Raw genomic sequence first — 14,288 nt, 5'->3', positions numbered from 1 at the left:
CGCGACTCTGTCGGCTCGTCCTGTGGTCGGATTCGCTAATCCAGTTTCGTCACTTGCGCAAGCTCGAGGTCGACGGGCGTCGAGCGCCCGAATATGTCGACCTCCACTTCGAGGCGGCCCTTGCCCGAGAGCAACGACACGATGCCCTCGAAGCCGCCGAACGGCCCATTGTCGACGGCGACGCGGTCGCCGGCCCTGAGCGCATTGGTCAGGATCTCGACCGCCTTCGCGTCGCCCTCGATGAAGGCCTTCAACTTGGTGATTTCCTTGGCCTTGACGGGCGAGGGGCAGGCCGCGCCGCCGAGCGGCCCGACGACGCCGTCGAGCATCTTCAGCCCGGCCCAGGTCTCGGCCGAGGGCACCACCTTGGCGAACATGTAGCCGGGCAAGGCGGGCGAGACGAGCGGCTCGAAGCCCGGCCGCCGGCGCCCGTAACGCCGCTTGCGCTCGAGCTTCAGCGCCGGCATCCAGTGCTCGATGCGCTCGTTGGTCAGGAGGTTGTCCACAACAATGTCGAGGCCTTCGGCGACCAGAAGCACGAACCAGTCCTGATCCGGCGCGACCTGATTCGCCCCCGCCAGCAGCGCTTGCTGCCTGCGCGACACCGCCCGCGCCGCATCAAGCCTCGCCGTCTGGCGGTCGCCGACGATGGTCTCGGCTTCACTCAGCTGCTTCCGGTCGACCCGCATCATCGTGGTTTCCCTCGTTTGCTTTTGTCTCGCCACGCAACGCCATCTCGAACACTCCCAGCCCGTCCGGCCCGCCGGCGGGGAACTGCACCCATTGCAGCGCCCCGGGATCGGGCAGCCACGGCCAGCCGCGCCGTTCGTGCTCGACCTTCCACGCGTCCCACAGCCCGGAGCCGACAGACACCGCCTCCATCAGCGCGACCGCCGCCGCGGCCGGCTCATCGACCGGCGCGATGGTCACGCCGCGCCTGACGGCGGCGCTGTCGTGCATGCGGTTGACCTCGGGCCAGCCATGGGTGGCCTGGTGGGCGAGCCGCTCACGCTCGCCCGCCTCGCCGCCGGCCGCGATCAGTCCGGCGATGAAGGCCGAAGGCCTGGGCAGCGCGCCCGGCCCGGCGAGCAGCAGCGCCATGCGCCGCGCGCCAAACAGCTTGCCGAAGGGCGGCGCCACCGCGGGCGGGGCAGGGGCCTCGGCAGGGTCGGGAACGGCCTCCCACAGCCTTTCGCGCATGAAGGTCGAGGGTGCCGGGATGTGGCTCTTCTTCTGCCGCCTGAGCAGCTCCAACCAGGGCAGGAAGCGCCGGCGCATCGCCGCGCGGTCCTCGGGCGACTGGGTGCGCCAGATCGCCATGGCCGGCTCCTTGGGCATGCCGTCGAAGCCCGGCCAGTTCTTCAGCAAAGCCCAGCCTTCCGCCTCAATCTTTTTCGGGTCTTCTGCCTCGCGCGCATCTCTCTCGATGCTTGATTCAGGAGTTGCTAGATCTTCAGTCTTTACTAGGGGCGGATTTACCGTCGCCGGTTTAACCGTCGCCGGTTTTTCAGTCTGCGGCAAAGATGCAACAGTGGTGTTTTCGCCCTCTACGTCCGCACCTTCGGCGCTCACTTCTTGAGCACGCGGCTCATCGTAGATGACTAGGGAAAGCCCGTTGAACTTCCCGTCCTTGCGCGCTTCCTCTCGTTCGGCGTAGCGCTCGTCGACCAGCTCGGCGACCATGGCGCGCGCCTTGTCGCGCCCGCAGCCGCCCTTCTTCCTGATGTCGCTCAGCCGGACGATCCAGCCATCCGGTTTGGACAGCAAGTAGCCGAGCAGCCACCGCGCCTCCATGGACAGCTTTGTGTCCTCGAAGACGTGGTTTGGCACCGTCGTGTAGCGCGCATTTCGTGGCCCGCGCCGGATAGTCGCTTCTTCGGTCAACTGCCCCCCTTCCATTCCCGGAACGGCCAGTTGCATTCCAAATGGCGGCGCACGTGTTCAATCTCTTCGTCGCTCGCTATCGACGATGCCGCAAAGGCCGTGTCGTAGTCTTGCCAGTCGGAAAGGCGGATCAGACCGCGCGCGGCCAGCCGTTCCAAAGCTTCTCGAGTGATCGACGGATCCTCCGTCGCCATCATGCCATGGAGCTTGCCAATGCTGATCTCGCAGGCTCCCATCCCGAACGAATCGGAGAGAAGGACAAGCGCCAAACGCTCTTCCGTGCTGAGGGCTCCTGGCCCGACCGATTTCCGAATGACCTCAAAGGCGGTGGCTATGTTTGCAATCGAACCGATTGTCATGGGTGATTACTCCTTTCGCGCCGGCGACATTGCCGGCCCGTCACAATTACAGGCACTGCATCTCAAGGTCATCGGCATCACCTCTGCGCCCTCAGCCAGTCGTTGAATTCCCCGCGCAGCTTTTTCCAGCGCGCCGCGGCCTGGTCGTCGTCGTTCAGCGCCTTGCGGCTGGTCACGCCGAGCAGGCTCCTTAGCTTCTGCGCCGTGCGCTCGTCGGTCAGCGGCGGCTCAAGCCCATGCTGCTGCGCGAGGAAATTCTGGAATTTCATCTCGCCGCATTTGATCGAGGCCTCGGCCGCGTAGTTCTTGCGGTCGTCATGCACAGGCCCGGCCGGCGCGTTGCGACCGGCCGCAGGCCGCAAGCCCGACCGGGCGTCGGGACCCATGTCCCGCCCAGCCGGAGTGCCTTCGGCGCGTGAGGCAGAAGAGTCCGTGCGCAGCTTGTCGATCGCGCGGTCGACGAGTTTCAGCAGGAAGCGCGTGGTCTCCACCGCATCGGCGATGAACATCTTCTCGGCCGGCGTGGCGGCGGCATCGAATCGCAGCAGCGTGACATGCACGCCGAACTCCTCGATCGCCTCGAGGAAGCCGCCCTCGCCATCCTCGACCAGCGTCCAGCCGACGGTCTCGATCTCGGCAAGGCTTTGGCGTATCGCCGCCAGGCGCTGCGCGTCGGTGAGTGCGTGCTGAGCCTGTCGAAGCGGCATATTCACTCCGCCGCCTCCCGGTAGCGCGCGAGCTGCGGGCAGTTGGCCGCGACCAGCGCCTCGGCGAGCGGCGGACAGACGCTGTTGCCGCAACAGGATCCCTGCACCGTCGCGGTGATCGGGCTGCCGTCCGGCCGGCGGTCGATGATGTAGCTCTCGGGAAAGCCCTGCGCGCGGAACCGCTCGCGCGGCGTCAGCATGCGCATGCCGATGTCGGCGATGGCATAGGTCTGCCCGTCGATGTCGACGGTGACCAGCCCGAAGCGGTCCTTGACCGTGTCGGTATGCAGCGGCACGTCGAGCGTGGCCCCGTCGCCGGTGCCGTAATACTTGGTCAGGAAGCCGGAGATCAGCGCGGCGTGGTTGCCCTGCGCCGACAGCGTGCGTACCGGCTCGTCGGCCTGCGCATCCCGGCGATCCTCGCCGCGAAGGTTGAGCAGATGCGCGGCGACGACGCCCTGCTGCGAAACGCCGCCCTGTCCGCCGCCCGTCAGCGTCGAAAGCGGTTTGCGGGCATCGTGGCCGTCATTGCCGCTGTTGTGCTGGGCGAGGAAGGCGGAGACGACGCCGAACTTCGGCGCGCCGGCCATGACGGTGTCGACCGGCTCGTCGGCGGAGGAGCCGACGCCGTTCTGGGTGAAGCGGGAGAGATGGACGGCGGCGAGGCTGCCGCCATTGCCATCAGGCACGATGACAGGCGCGGGCTCCTCGACAGAGCGCGTGCGCGGCTCCTGCCCGTCGCGCTCGCCATAGCGGGGCACCAGGTAGCCGGCGACGACGCCGATCGGGGCCGCGCCGCCTGGGCGCTTGATGTAGCTGTTGGCGGTGATAGTCGGAACCGGCTCGTCGAGTTCGGAGCCGGTCGAACTCGACTGGAACTTCGTCAGGTGCGCCGCCACCACGCAGCCGTCCGCCTTGGCGGTTTGCGTTCCGAGCGGCTCGTCGCCGCTGCGGGGCGCGCTCTGGCCGGCACGGCCGCCGCAGCCGACGAAGGCTGGCACGATGACCGCGTTCTGGTCTTTCCGGCTGGCAGCGATGGTGTGCAGCGGCGCATCGGCCGGACGAACGGAACCGCCGTGCTGGGCGGCCGTCATCACCGGCGAGACGACAGCGAAGGATCCTGCCGTGGTGAGTGTATTCAAGGGATCGTCGACGGGGTTGACGCCATTCCGCGCAGCCGCGCTCGCCATGTCGGTTCGCACGATGAACGGCTTCCTCGCCTCCAGCACGTAGCGCACCACCCCGCGCGCGATCCGCCGCATGGTCGCCTCGGCCAGCGGGCGCACGGCGCGCACGCCGAATTTCTGCATGATCTCGGCCGACGTCTCGAAGATCGAGGGGCAGGGCAGCGACCAGTCGATGATCTCGGCCGCCGTGCGCCACGGTTTCAGTTTGCCCTTGGCGATCAGCTTCGCATCGTCCGGCTTTTTGGGGTCGCCATGCGTGCGTTTCGGCCAGACGATCGGCAGGCCGTCGCGCCGCGCGATCATGAAGAAGCGCTTGCGGATGGTCGGCGCGCCGTAGTCGCACGCGCGCAGCTCGCGCCACTGCACCTTGTAGCCGGCGCGTTTCAGCCGCCCCGTCCAGTCATCGAATGTGTGGCCGCGCAGCTCCACGATCGGCCTGCCGTCGTCGTAGAGCGGCCCCCACGTCACGAATTCCTCGACGTTTTCGAGGATGATGACGTCGGGCCTCACTTCCTCGGCCCAGCGCACGACGATCCAGGCGAGATCGCGGATGTTGCGGTCGAGCGGCTTGCCGCCCTTGGCCTTGGAAAAATGCTTGCAGTCCGGCGACGCCCAGAACAGGCCGACTGGCCGGCCCTTGCAGACTTCGGTCGGCGAGACGTCCCAGATGTTGGAATCGAGATGAAGCGTGGCCGGGTGGTTGACCTGGTGCATCGCCAGCGCGTCGGCGGAATGGTTGATGGCGATGTCGGGCGAACGCCCCAGCGCCATCTCTATTCCGGTCGAGGCGCCGCCGCCGCCGGCGAAGCTGTCGACGATGATCGGCTCGCACGGTTCCATCACGCCGGCCCCCTTCCGTGCTTGCGCATCACGCTGGCCAGATGCGCCGCGGCGCGTTCCAGCTTTCGCCTTGCCGGCAGTTCCGGTCCGCCCGAGAACTTCGCCTGGGCCAGCGCGTCGCTGGCCTCGCCCACCGCCTTGCAGGCCAGCATGATCTCGCTGTCGGCACGGTCGGCCCGCGCGCGCAGCTCTTCCCGGCTGCGTACCAGGCGCTCCTGCTGCTTCTTCGCCTCCTCGGCCACCAGATGGTCGATGCGCGTGGCAAGCCTCAGCACGCGGGGGTCGATCCGCGCGGTCACAGTGCTTCCCTCCGTTCCCGAGGTGTCGCGATGTAGAGCAGCCGCACGCGCAGCGCCTCGTGATCGCCGCCGAGATCGCCGATGTGGCGTGGCCTCGACAGCGCGTCGATCAAGGCGTCGATATAGGCCGGACCTTCGTCGAAAGCGGCGCGGCGGCAGAGCGCCGAAAACTCGCCCCGCAGCCGCGCCAGCGTGAAGACAGGAGCTTCGAGAAGGATCGAGGCGCGTTCTTTGTCGCTTTCGGCATTGCGCATGCGATGGATGAAGGGATCGAGCGCGTTGTTCATGACGGGGCGGCATCCTGTTTCAGTGCTTTTCCCGTGAAACGTTTTGGTTTCACGGCCCGCTTCTTCGCTGGTCGGTAGAACCGCCTGGGGTCGATCCCGGCCCAGTCGCAGATCGCGAAGATTTTCGCCGCCGAGACGGTCTGGCCCGAGATCACGCGGGAAAGATCGGGCGAGGTGACGCCGATCTCGGCCGCCAGCGCCCGCCAGCCGCGACCGTCCTTTTCCAGCAGTGGCCTGATCAGCCGCCCGAGCGCGACGGTGTCGTATTGCGCGAGCGCCGATTGCGCGCCGGCCCGCGCGCTGCCATCGGCCAGCCGCTCCTCGATCGTCTTGCGCAAGCCCGCCATGGCGGCGGCGATGTTGTCGGGTGCTTCCATTACTCCGCCGCCTCCATCTCGATGCCGATGCCCAGCATGTCAAACATCGTCGGCACCGCGACCTGCGCCTCGGCCTTGCGGCAATAGGCGAGCCCGTCGCGGAAATAGGTATCGCTGAGTTCGGAGGCGCGGCCCCGCCGCCCTTTCAGGATGGCGCGGTAGGGCACCGTCATCAGCCCGCCGAACGGGTCGTAGATGATGTCGTCCCTGTTCGAGTAGCGCTCGATCAGCCGGTCGACGATGTCGAACTGCAGCGGACAGACGTGCTTTTCGAGGTTCTTGTGCGCCTGCTCGCCGTTCAGCGTCAGCATGCGCACCACGTCGGTCCACACCGCCTCGTGTTTCGAGGGCGGGTCGAGCGTCATGTAGGTCTTCGACAGCGCGTCGCGCGCCGCCAGCTCCTCGCCGAGCTTCACATGTTTTTCGAAATCGTAGATGGCGTCTTCGCCGAGCTTCTGGAACAGCTCGCGCAGCGGTTTCGGCCCGAGCCGCACCAGCTCGTCCGTGGTCAGCAGCCTGTCGCCCGACGACGGCCAGTAGGCATGCGCGTCGAGCTGCCAGCGCGCCAGCGTGTAGCCTGAGCCTGGCACCTGCGAGCGGCGGTCGCCGTCGCTCCAGCGCTCGTGGCTGCCATCGGCTGATATCACCAGCGGCTTGTCATGCACCACGGGCTGATCAGCATAACCGCGCGTCAGGTCGCTCTGCGGCCGGCGGAACAGCAGCACGTATTCGGGACAGCCGACGCCCATTTTCGAGGCGTCCTTCATCATCTCCGAATAGGTCAGTCGGTAGGTCTGGTTGTTTTCCTTCACCACGTCGGTGACGACGGTGATCATGCCGACAAACTGGAAGCCGTGTTTCAGGTAGTGGAAGATCGCCTCGGCGTGGAAGGGCGAGACGGTCGGCACGCCCTGTCCCGTCACCGAGCCGAACAGCACCCGGTCCTTGACGTGGATGCAGGCGAGCCGGCCGGGCATCAGGATGCGCAACAGCTCCGGCGTCAGAAAGTCCATCTGCCGCCAGAAGTGGCCATTGTCGTCGGTGTGGCCGAAGTCGTTGTAGCTCGCCGTGTATTCGTAGTGGTTGGCGAAGGGGATCGAGGTGATGATCTCGCCGACGCTGGCGCTGTCCGTCGCCCTGGCTTCAAGCACGGCGTCGTTGTGCGCGATGTGGAAGGATTCACCGCTCTCGATCCGTCTGGCGACGCCGATCGAGCGCGACAGAACGTCGTCGAGCGGCAGGCCGTCCAGCCCGTAGCGGCGGATGATCTCGGCCATGCGCGCCATCAGGCGCTCATGCTCGGCCCACTTGCCTTCGAGGTTGCGCCGTACCTCGCGCTCGGCCTCCGAATAGATGATGTCGATGCGGCATTCTTCATGCTGGCCGAAGCGCACGATGCGGTGCACCGCCTGGATGAAGTCATGGAACTTGAAGCCGACGCCGACGAAGATCGCCCGGTGGCAGTGTTTCTGGAAATTGTTGCCGGCGCCCGACATCTCCGGCTTGGTGGCGAGGTGGCGGAACTTGCCTTCCTTGAAGCCGATCGCCGCCGCCTCGTTGAGGTCGAGGCCCTGCTGCCCGTAGATCGAGCGAACGCCGGGCACCGAGGATTCGATGGCGCGGCGCTCATCCTCGAGGTCGTGCCACAGCACCATGTGCGCGTCCGGATCCTCTGATATCAGCTCGCGCATCCTGCCGATGCGCGCGGCCAGGCTGTCGCGCTTGGCCGCGCTCGCCTGGGTGACGCCGAGCGCGGTGTTGCGGATCAAGAGGCCCTGTCCGTCGCGGTCGAAGCCGGCCTTGCTGTGATCGATCGGCACCTCGTGCCAGTGCACGGTTACCGGCGGCAGGCGATAGCCTTCGTCGGGGAAGCCGAGGTCGCCGGGAGTCTGCAGGAACACCGCCCAGCTGTGCACCCACAGCCAGAACTCGTCTTCCTTGTGCGGGAAGAGCGTCAGGTCGCCGGCCTTTTCCGAGTTGCGCTGGAAGAAGCGGGTCAGCGCCTGGCCGGTGTCCATGACGCCGAGGAAGCCGGCATAGTGGATCAGCTCCTTGGTGCGATTGGGCGATGGCGTCGCCGTCGCCACGAACTTGAAGCGCACCGCCTTGAACAGCGGCAGGAAGGTCTGGAAGGTTTTTGTGCCATAGCCGCGCAGCACGGCCGCCTCGTCGAGGCTGGCGGCGACGAAGCGCGACAGGTCGATCTTGCCGGCCAGCACGCTCTCGTAGTTCGTCAGGTAGATCGTATCGTCGCCGTCGATCTCAGCGTCGCTGCGGATGAACTTCAACCGCACCGTGCAGTCGCCGGAAAACCGCTCCTGCGCCTCGGCGAAGAATTCATGCCGCACCCCGAGCGGAATGACGATCAGCCTCAGCCCCGGCGCGAACCGGCCGATCAGCCGCATCAGCTCGATCTGCATGAATGTCTTGTGCAGGCCGAAGGAAGCGAAGATGGCGCGGCTGCCGCCCTTCAGCGCCCAGCGCACGATCGCCTTGCAGTGCGGCGCGCCTTCAGGATTGATGTCTTCCAGCGCCACGTCGAAGCCGTCGGCCTTGGCCAGCTGCATCTTGCCGCGCAGGAAGTCGAGATAAGGATCGTCGGCAATCGGGTGAGCGAGCGGCGCGTTCATGCCGGCACCGCCTTTCCGCGCCGCGCCACGGCCAGGTCATGCTCGACGCGGTTGCGGATGCGATCCGCCGCGATCTTGACCGTGATGCACGGTTCCTTGCCCGTCTCGGCGCAGAGGCACGAGCCGTTGGCGAAGGCGCAGACCAGCGCCTCGACGGTCGGCAGATCAGGCGCGCCGGTGCGGCGAAGCACACTCATGCCGGCACCGCCTTTCGGCTACGCCGGCCGCGCTGCTTATCCGCCACCCGCGAAGCGGGGGGAGGTGGCGCCGAAGGCGACGGAGGGGGGGCAACCTTCACCGCGTCGCCGTCGCTGGCGGCCTTCACGCGCGGCTCCAGTTCGGCCAGCCGCTCCGCACCGCCGGCGGTCAGGCTGAGCCCGCTCGCCGCGCCGGAGAGCACGCCGCGCCAGATCAGCCCGCGCTCGACCAGCTCGTCGACCGCTTCGCCGGAGACGGACATGCCGCCGTCGACCAGGCCGAGCAGACGCCACTCGTCGAGTTCGCCCTGGGTGACCGATGGGCGGGAATCGGTAAATGCGGCATCCGTATCTGCGAACGCGGCATGTGTATCGGCAATAGCCTCTTCTGAATCGGTGACCGGAGGCGCTGCAGCACCTCCGGTCGTATCCGCCAGTTGCGGGGAGGAGGTCGCCCCTGACGAATTGAAATCGGTGCCGTCTCTCCGGCTGTCACGCCTGATAGGAGGTGGCGTCCCCCCTGCATGGTCCGCCCCATGCGGCCTACTCGCCTCTCCCGTCATCGGATCGCCTATCGCGGCGCTGGTCCGACCGTTGTCCTCGGAGGCTTTCGCTCGGGATTCGGTTTCATACCCCCACGCATCCCACCCCGGCCTTGCCTGGCGCGAAAACATCTCCAGCCTGGGCATGCCTGGAAACAGCCGCTCGATCGTCTCGGCGAAAAAGTCGGGCTTGGCCGAGTGTCGCCCCTTCTTCTCGCGGAAAACCGTCTCGGGCTGCGAGCCGGGCAGGGGTGCGGCGACATCGCCGCGCCGGCCGATCAACAGCAGCTCATGGCGGTCGCGGCCCCAATAGCCGGTGCCGGCCACTTCCTTGTCCCAGATCCAGTGGTGCACATAGGCGAAGCCCGAGGCCTGCATCAGCCCCAGCGCGTCGGGCAGCATCGGATTGGTCGCCCACAGGAAGAGCACCGCATCGTCCGACCAGGGCGCGAGGTCGGAAAACAGCGCCACGATCTCGTCCGTCGTCATTGTCGGATAGTGGTTTTCGGCGCTCTTCTCGCGTCCCGTGACTTCCGACCGCACGCCGAATTTCCACGGCGGGTCGGCATAGACGACGGCATATTTCTTGCCGAGCTTTCCCGGCGCCGTGGCCTGCCCGCGTTCGCTCGTCATCTCCATATGCGCCAGCCGCACCGCATGGCGCAGTCTCTGCTTGGCGGCGCGGATTTCCTTGGCGCGCGCCACGATGGCGCGCTCCTCCTGGTCGAGCACGCGGCGCTGCTCCTCGTGCTGCAGCACCGACAGCGCCTCGCCGGCATGCACCGACACGCGGCCCGCGCGGATCGCCTCCACCAGCTCGCCGGCGCCATGGTCGCGGATGCGCTTGGCGGCGATGACGGCGCGCTCCGAGATCGAAAGCCTTTTCGCCGCCGATCCGGTTGAAATGTGGGTCGGCAAATTTGCTGACCCTGCCGTGTGCTGGTTGAGGCCGAGTTCCCAGTCGACGATCTGCGCGGCGACCATGGCGCGCTGGCTTTCCGAGAGGTGCCGGCGGCGCAAATTCTTCGACAGCACGAAGTTCAGCGGATCGTCGCCGTCATAGTCGACGAAGACTGGCTCCAGCTGGCCGAACAGGCAGGCCGCGTAACGGTTGCGCCCGTCGAGGATTTTCCCGTCGTAGAGCACGATCGGCTCGCGTTGCCCGAAGGTGCAGATGTCGTCGGAGAGCAAGCCGATCTCCGCCTCCGGCAGCATCGGAAACAGCTCGGCCAGCGGATGCGGCTGGAGTTCGGGCGCGTTCATGCCGCGATCCTTTCGCCTTCGATAGCGGGGTCGGCCTCGATGCAGCGCCGGGCGCGAAGCAAGGCGCAAATGCCGCGCGTCAGTTCGCGCCCGGTGCAGAGCCAGCGCAGCTGCCGGCTCATATCCGTCATCGTGGAACGGCTGTTGGCCGAAATGCGCAGAGCCCCGCACAGCTCGTAAAGCTCGGCGCGCCACAGCAGGTCGAGCGCATCCCAAGGTAAGGCGGTGTCGAGGTTTTGCGGCGGGAACCGCCACGATGCTAGGTGGTCGTGATCTGCGCCAGGCATGGCCCGGCGGCGTTCGGGATAAACCCAGGCACTGTCGGAATACTTCAGGCCATCGGGCAAGGTTCGCATGTAGAACGCGCCGTCGCGCTCGCAATGCGCCGACCACTGGTTGGTGACCTGCTCGACAAGAAACTTTTCATGGAGCGCGGCGACGCCATGATGCGCCACTGCCTTCATCGCAGTCATCTGCGCCGGCAGCCGGTCGAGCTTGTCCTTCTCGGACTTGATCTCGACGGCGATGATCTCGGCGCGATCGACCGCGATCAGGTCGATGCGATTCGGGCCATAGGTGCTAACGTTGATCTCATGGATGATCCTCGCCTGCGGCCGGCGCTCTCGAATGCGCGCCACGACGGCATCCCTGATGTCGGCCTCGGCCTGGCTGCGATAAGCAGGCATCACGGCGCCTCGCCAAGCCCGGCGACCAGGTCGGCGGTAGGCACGCCAGGCAGTGGGTCGCGCAGCTGGATCATCGGCCGCGTCTTCAACGTGATCCCGGCTTCCTCGCAGCGGCGCAGCGCTTCCGCTGTTTCGCGGCAGCGCAACAGGTCTGCGTGTGCGGCTTCCGCCTCATCCAGCCGCGCATGCGTCGATGTCAGCCGCTTGCGAAGATCGGCGATCGTGATGTTGGCGTCGCCGAGCGCCTTGCCGAGGCTCGCGACCTCGGCGGCGACGGCGTCCTTGCCCTTGTTCGTCAGGCCCGCCTCGAACAGCAGCGACAGCGTCAGGACGCCGGCCGGCGTCAGGCGGAATTCGTAGCGGTCCTCGCCGGACGGGATGGCCTCGACGAGGCCCTTGCGTTCGAGCGCCGAGCCGCTCATCAGATAGCTTTCGCCATCGCCACTCAGCATCGCGAGCGCCGAGATCTGCGATCGGGTCAGCGCCAGGTTGAACGCGCCGCTGGTGACGTATTCGGAAAAGCGTGCGTTCATCACAGCGCCTCGCCGAGCTTCGCTGCCAGCGCTTCCCAGCCCAGCCCCGAGGTCACCACGCAGGCCTTGCCCGACGCCATGACGCGCAGCACGGTGAAGCTCTGGCCGTCGGGTCGCGCATAGACGACGATCAGCGCCTCGGGCGAAATCTGCCCCCGTCCGACAGGCTCTTCGCCGAACTTTTTCGCCAGCGTCGCCGCCATCGCCTTGGCTTCGCCGCAGAACACGATGATCTGCGGCGGCTCTGCAGCCCCCGCCTTCGACAGCGCCGCCGCGAAGATTCCGCAGGCCACGGCGCCGATCGCCAGCGCCACGATCCAGGCGGAGACGAATCGGGAGGGCTTCGCCATCACGCCGCCCTCCCGGTCTTCGTCCACCCGGCCAGCACCTTGTCGACGAAGGTTTTGGGCACCCCGAGCGCCTTGGCGATCGTGGCGGCGTCGAACTCGCCGGCCAGGCAGAACACCGCCCGCACTTGTCTGTCGAGTTCGGCGTCGCTGGCAGGGTTTTCCCGTTCGCGCTCGATGCGCGCCGCATAGGCCGCCTCGAACAGCAGTTGCGCATAGCCGGTGACCGACATGCCCTTGGCCTTGGCGCGCCGCGCCAGGTTCTCGTGCACCTTCGGGTCCACCTGCATGTAGATCTGGCAGCGCGGCTTCGCCATTACGCCGCCCTCCGCGCCACGAACACGCCGGCCGCGCTATAGCCGGCGCCGGCGCGCCTGGCGTGTTCGGAGCAATAGGGGCCGTCGCCCTTGGCTCGGGCGCAGAATAGATGCATTTCGCCGGGCGCCGCGTCGTTCACCGGCCAGCGGCATTCGTGCCAGGCGAGATCAGCGAGCAGCTTGGGCGTTGTTTCTCCGCTTCCCTGTTCGCTTCGCTCACCGCCTCTTGCTGCGGGCAACGTCGGCAGGCCGGGATCGAAGGCGCGGCTAAGTTTTTTCGCCCGGATATTGCCAGGATGCAGGTGCATCCCTGTGGCGGACTTCATCGCGGGCTTTGCCGGCGCCGCCTTCGCCCCACGCCCGTTATTGCGCCCGAAGCCGATCGCCTTCAGCCGCTTGTTGCGGTGCACGATGCCGATGATGGAGTTGCGCGAAACCCAGCGCCGGAAACTGCCGGCGAACTTTTCCACGATCTGCGTGGCCGAAAGCCCCTCGCGCAGCCACTCGGCGACGGCGTCGATCTCGGCGTCGGAATAGGCGCTCACTTCGCCCCTCCCGCCACGACGCTCAGTCCGCCTTCGCCGCGCACATGGGCGGCGGCCTTGCGCAGCTCGGCCATGGCGTCGATCGCCCTGGCCGCGGCGCGGTCGATGCCGGCCGCTTCGGCCGGCGTCAGCTTCATGTCGGCGAAGGCGAGCGCGCCGGCGGTCATCAGCTCGCCGAACTGCACCACCGCCTCGGCGTGCCGTTCCATCACGCTGCCGTTGGCGGCGGCCTGTGCCGCGTCGAGGTCGGCCAGCTTGCGGCCCCGCGCGTGGCAGATCGCCTCGCTCATGTCGAAGCGGCCGGCTTCCTCCTCGAGCGCGAAGATCGCGTCGAGCGGCATCAGTTCGGGGCTGTCGGCGTTGGCCCAGCGCCCGACCGTGCTCTTGCCGTAGGAGCAGACCTCGGCCGCGCGCTCGATGCCGCCGGCCGCCGCGATCAGGTCGCGCTGGCGGGCCTTCAGCAGGAAGTGTCGGGCGTTCGCGTTCGGTACCATCGGCGGCCTCCTCAGGCGCAAAAGATTTCCCGCGCCGGGAATTCCCGGCGTCGTTTCCCATCGCGGGAAAGCTCGGATGTCGTCAGTGTGTGGCGGTCACCTCATGGAGGCCCGCATGCCTGCTTGCTCATGGTCCGCCGCTCCTGAACTCGTGAAACCGAGATGCGCCCGCGCGCTCTTCCGGCGGCGCGTAAAGTTCATCCGCGAGTGCGGGAAAGCCGACCGCCTCGCCGGCGTAAAACACGATTGCCCGCGCGATCAGCTCGCCTGGTTCGACGCCGGCGGCTTTCGCGGCCAGGTGCAGGATCGCCTGCACACGGTCGGACAGCGTCAGTTCGAAATGAAAGGCCGCCCCGGATGTGGAGGGGATGACATCCGGGGCAGCAGTTTCCTGCCGGGGAACGTGGCAGGGATCAAAATGCGGCGTCAGTCCCGCGAGACGCGCGCCGCGATCGGCGAGATAGGCGGAGCGCAAATTCATGCCGCCGCCTCGGTAGACCGGGGCCGGGCGACGTCGTCGGGCCACACCGCGTTCTCGGGCCAATTGGCCGAATACCAGAGCAGCGCCTTCTCGAACGTGCCGGTGTTGATGTCCGATTCGCCCGCCGCGATTTTGTCGAGCGTGGCTCCCCGATTGAGCACGATGGTCGAAACCCGCGACCGCGAAAGGCGCGTCGCGGCGCAATAGGCATTGGAAACCGATATGAGCTGGGAGCGCAGGTTCAACATGATCGCAATGGATACGGAAATCTTTCCTTGTCGTCAACGGAGTTTTTTCCGCGATACGAAACCTG

At 66.9% G+C, this 14,288-nt stretch carries 18 protein-coding genes and 1 pseudogene; all 19 read right to left on the bottom strand.

Going from position 1 to position 14,288, the window contains the following annotated elements:
• Positions 1–35 precede the first annotated feature (35 nt).
• The 19 genes and pseudogenes from ABLE71_RS20630 to ABLE71_RS20540 all read right to left on the bottom strand — a co-directional run bounded on the left by ABLE71_RS20630 (position 36) and on the right by ABLE71_RS20540 (position 14,223).
• Positions 36–692: a transcription termination/antitermination NusG family protein gene (locus ABLE71_RS20630; protein WP_348785356.1), complete on the bottom strand. Its 657-nt coding sequence runs from the start codon at positions 690–692 to the stop codon at positions 36–38.
• Positions 661–1,884, bottom strand: coding sequence for a helix-turn-helix domain-containing protein (locus tag ABLE71_RS20625; protein WP_348785355.1), 1,224 nt, complete (start codon positions 1,882–1,884; stop codon positions 661–663). Before ABLE71_RS20625 ends, ABLE71_RS20630 begins: the two co-directional genes overlap by 32 nt.
• The gene (locus ABLE71_RS20620; RefSeq protein WP_348785354.1) at positions 1,881–2,243 is read right to left on the bottom strand and encodes a hypothetical protein; all 363 of its coding nucleotides are present in this window, start codon (positions 2,241–2,243) and stop codon (positions 1,881–1,883) included. The genes ABLE71_RS20625 and ABLE71_RS20620 overlap by 4 nt, the downstream gene beginning before the upstream one ends.
• A gap of 77 nt (positions 2,244–2,320) precedes the next feature.
• Positions 2,321–2,950 carry a hypothetical protein gene (locus ABLE71_RS20615; protein WP_348785353.1) on the bottom strand — a complete coding sequence of 210 codons (630 nt, stop codon included), beginning with the start codon at positions 2,948–2,950 and terminating at the stop codon, positions 2,321–2,323.
• A 2-nt stretch (positions 2,951–2,952) separates the two neighbouring features.
• Positions 2,953–4,977, bottom strand: coding sequence for a DNA cytosine methyltransferase (locus ABLE71_RS20610; RefSeq protein WP_348785591.1), 2,025 nt, complete (start codon positions 4,975–4,977; stop codon positions 2,953–2,955).
• On the bottom strand, positions 4,977–5,276 hold the full coding sequence (locus ABLE71_RS20605) for a hypothetical protein (protein WP_348785352.1): 300 nt from the start codon (positions 5,274–5,276) through the stop codon (positions 4,977–4,979). Before ABLE71_RS20605 ends, ABLE71_RS20610 begins: the two co-directional genes overlap by 1 nt.
• Positions 5,273–5,563: a hypothetical protein gene (locus ABLE71_RS20600; protein WP_348785351.1), complete on the bottom strand. Its 291-nt coding sequence runs from the start codon at positions 5,561–5,563 to the stop codon at positions 5,273–5,275. The genes ABLE71_RS20605 and ABLE71_RS20600 overlap by 4 nt, the downstream gene beginning before the upstream one ends.
• Entirely contained in the window at positions 5,560–5,940 is a 381-nt protein-coding gene (locus ABLE71_RS20595) for a hypothetical protein (protein WP_348785350.1), read from the bottom strand. The genes ABLE71_RS20600 and ABLE71_RS20595 overlap by 4 nt, the downstream gene beginning before the upstream one ends.
• Positions 5,940–8,570 (bottom strand): DNA methyltransferase, encoded by a 2,631-nt coding sequence (locus ABLE71_RS20590; protein WP_348785349.1) that lies wholly within the window; start codon positions 8,568–8,570, stop codon positions 5,940–5,942. The genes ABLE71_RS20595 and ABLE71_RS20590 overlap by 1 nt, the downstream gene beginning before the upstream one ends.
• Positions 8,567–8,767 (bottom strand): hypothetical protein, encoded by a 201-nt coding sequence (locus ABLE71_RS20585; RefSeq protein ID WP_348785348.1) that lies wholly within the window; start codon positions 8,765–8,767, stop codon positions 8,567–8,569. The genes ABLE71_RS20590 and ABLE71_RS20585 overlap by 4 nt, the downstream gene beginning before the upstream one ends.
• A 626-nt stretch (positions 8,768–9,393) precedes the next feature.
• Positions 9,394–10,593: pseudogene (locus tag ABLE71_RS20580) on the bottom strand (MT-A70 family methyltransferase); the annotation flags it as partial.
• On the bottom strand, positions 10,569–11,258 hold the full coding sequence (locus ABLE71_RS20575) for an NERD domain-containing protein (RefSeq protein WP_348785347.1): 690 nt from the start codon (positions 11,256–11,258) through the stop codon (positions 10,569–10,571). The gene ABLE71_RS20575 and the pseudogene ABLE71_RS20580, both read right to left, overlap by 25 nt.
• On the bottom strand, positions 11,258–11,791 hold the full coding sequence (locus tag ABLE71_RS20570; protein WP_348785346.1) for a hypothetical protein: 534 nt from the start codon (positions 11,789–11,791) through the stop codon (positions 11,258–11,260). Before ABLE71_RS20570 ends, ABLE71_RS20575 begins: the two co-directional genes overlap by 1 nt.
• Positions 11,791–12,141: a hypothetical protein gene (locus tag ABLE71_RS20565; protein ID WP_348785345.1), complete on the bottom strand. Its 351-nt coding sequence runs from the start codon at positions 12,139–12,141 to the stop codon at positions 11,791–11,793. The genes ABLE71_RS20570 and ABLE71_RS20565 overlap by 1 nt, the downstream gene beginning before the upstream one ends.
• Complete coding sequence (locus ABLE71_RS20560) at positions 12,141–12,455, bottom strand: hypothetical protein (protein WP_348785344.1); 315 nt, start codon at positions 12,453–12,455, stop codon at positions 12,141–12,143. Before ABLE71_RS20560 ends, ABLE71_RS20565 begins: the two co-directional genes overlap by 1 nt.
• Complete coding sequence (locus ABLE71_RS20555; protein ID WP_348785343.1) at positions 12,455–13,000, bottom strand: GcrA family cell cycle regulator; 546 nt, start codon at positions 12,998–13,000, stop codon at positions 12,455–12,457. Before ABLE71_RS20555 ends, ABLE71_RS20560 begins: the two co-directional genes overlap by 1 nt.
• Positions 12,997–13,494: a phage regulatory CII family protein gene (locus ABLE71_RS20550; RefSeq protein WP_348785342.1), complete on the bottom strand. Its 498-nt coding sequence runs from the start codon at positions 13,492–13,494 to the stop codon at positions 12,997–12,999. Before ABLE71_RS20550 ends, ABLE71_RS20555 begins: the two co-directional genes overlap by 4 nt.
• A gap of 127 nt (positions 13,495–13,621) precedes the next feature.
• Positions 13,622–13,975 (bottom strand): hypothetical protein, encoded by a 354-nt coding sequence (locus tag ABLE71_RS20545; protein ID WP_348785341.1) that lies wholly within the window; start codon positions 13,973–13,975, stop codon positions 13,622–13,624.
• The gene (locus tag ABLE71_RS20540) at positions 13,972–14,223 is read right to left on the bottom strand and encodes a hypothetical protein (RefSeq protein ID WP_348785340.1); all 252 of its coding nucleotides are present in this window, start codon (positions 14,221–14,223) and stop codon (positions 13,972–13,974) included. The genes ABLE71_RS20545 and ABLE71_RS20540 overlap by 4 nt, the downstream gene beginning before the upstream one ends.
• Between the last annotated feature and the right edge of the window lie 65 nt (positions 14,224–14,288).

This window comes from Mesorhizobium sp. KR9-304 (assembly GCF_040049215.1).
In the GTDB taxonomy this organism is placed as follows: Bacteria; Pseudomonadota; Alphaproteobacteria; order Rhizobiales; family Rhizobiaceae; genus Mesorhizobium_K.
Note: the sequence above shows the minus strand (reverse complement) of the source record. Positions and strands in the feature narration are given on the sequence as shown.

Bases quoted from the DNA above. Each gene is read 5' to 3' on its own strand.
- ABLE71_RS20565 (WP_348785345.1), bottom strand. From the start codon at position 12,141: ATGGCGAAGCCCTCCCGATTCGTCTCCGCCTGGATCGTGGCGCTGGCG.
- ABLE71_RS20600 (WP_348785351.1), bottom strand. From the start codon at position 5,563: ATGAACAACGCGCTCGATCCCTTCATCCATCGCATGCGCAATGCCGAA.
- ABLE71_RS20620 (WP_348785354.1), bottom strand. From the start codon at position 2,243: ATGACAATCGGTTCGATTGCAAACATAGCCACCGCCTTTGAGGTCATT.
- ABLE71_RS20550 (WP_348785342.1), bottom strand. From the start codon at position 13,494: ATGGTACCGAACGCGAACGCCCGACACTTCCTGCTGAAGGCCCGCCAG.
- ABLE71_RS20590 (WP_348785349.1), bottom strand. From the start codon at position 8,570: ATGAACGCGCCGCTCGCTCACCCGATTGCCGACGATCCTTATCTCGAC.
- ABLE71_RS20595 (WP_348785350.1), bottom strand. From the start codon at position 5,940: ATGGAAGCACCCGACAACATCGCCGCCGCCATGGCGGGCTTGCGCAAG.
- ABLE71_RS20610 (WP_348785591.1), bottom strand. From the start codon at position 4,977: ATGGAACCGTGCGAGCCGATCATCGTCGACAGCTTCGCCGGCGGCGGC.
- ABLE71_RS20615 (WP_348785353.1), bottom strand. From the start codon at position 2,950: ATGCCGCTTCGACAGGCTCAGCACGCACTCACCGACGCGCAGCGCCTG.
- ABLE71_RS20570 (WP_348785346.1), bottom strand. From the start codon at position 11,791: ATGAACGCACGCTTTTCCGAATACGTCACCAGCGGCGCGTTCAACCTG.
- ABLE71_RS20560 (WP_348785344.1), bottom strand. From the start codon at position 12,455: ATGGCGAAGCCGCGCTGCCAGATCTACATGCAGGTGGACCCGAAGGTG.
- ABLE71_RS20585 (WP_348785348.1), bottom strand. From the start codon at position 8,767: ATGAGTGTGCTTCGCCGCACCGGCGCGCCTGATCTGCCGACCGTCGAG.
- ABLE71_RS20630 (WP_348785356.1), bottom strand. From the start codon at position 692: ATGATGCGGGTCGACCGGAAGCAGCTGAGTGAAGCCGAGACCATCGTC.
- ABLE71_RS20540 (WP_348785340.1), bottom strand. From the start codon at position 14,223: ATGTTGAACCTGCGCTCCCAGCTCATATCGGTTTCCAATGCCTATTGC.
- ABLE71_RS20545 (WP_348785341.1), bottom strand. From the start codon at position 13,975: ATGAATTTGCGCTCCGCCTATCTCGCCGATCGCGGCGCGCGTCTCGCG.
- ABLE71_RS20575 (WP_348785347.1), bottom strand. From the start codon at position 11,258: ATGCCTGCTTATCGCAGCCAGGCCGAGGCCGACATCAGGGATGCCGTC.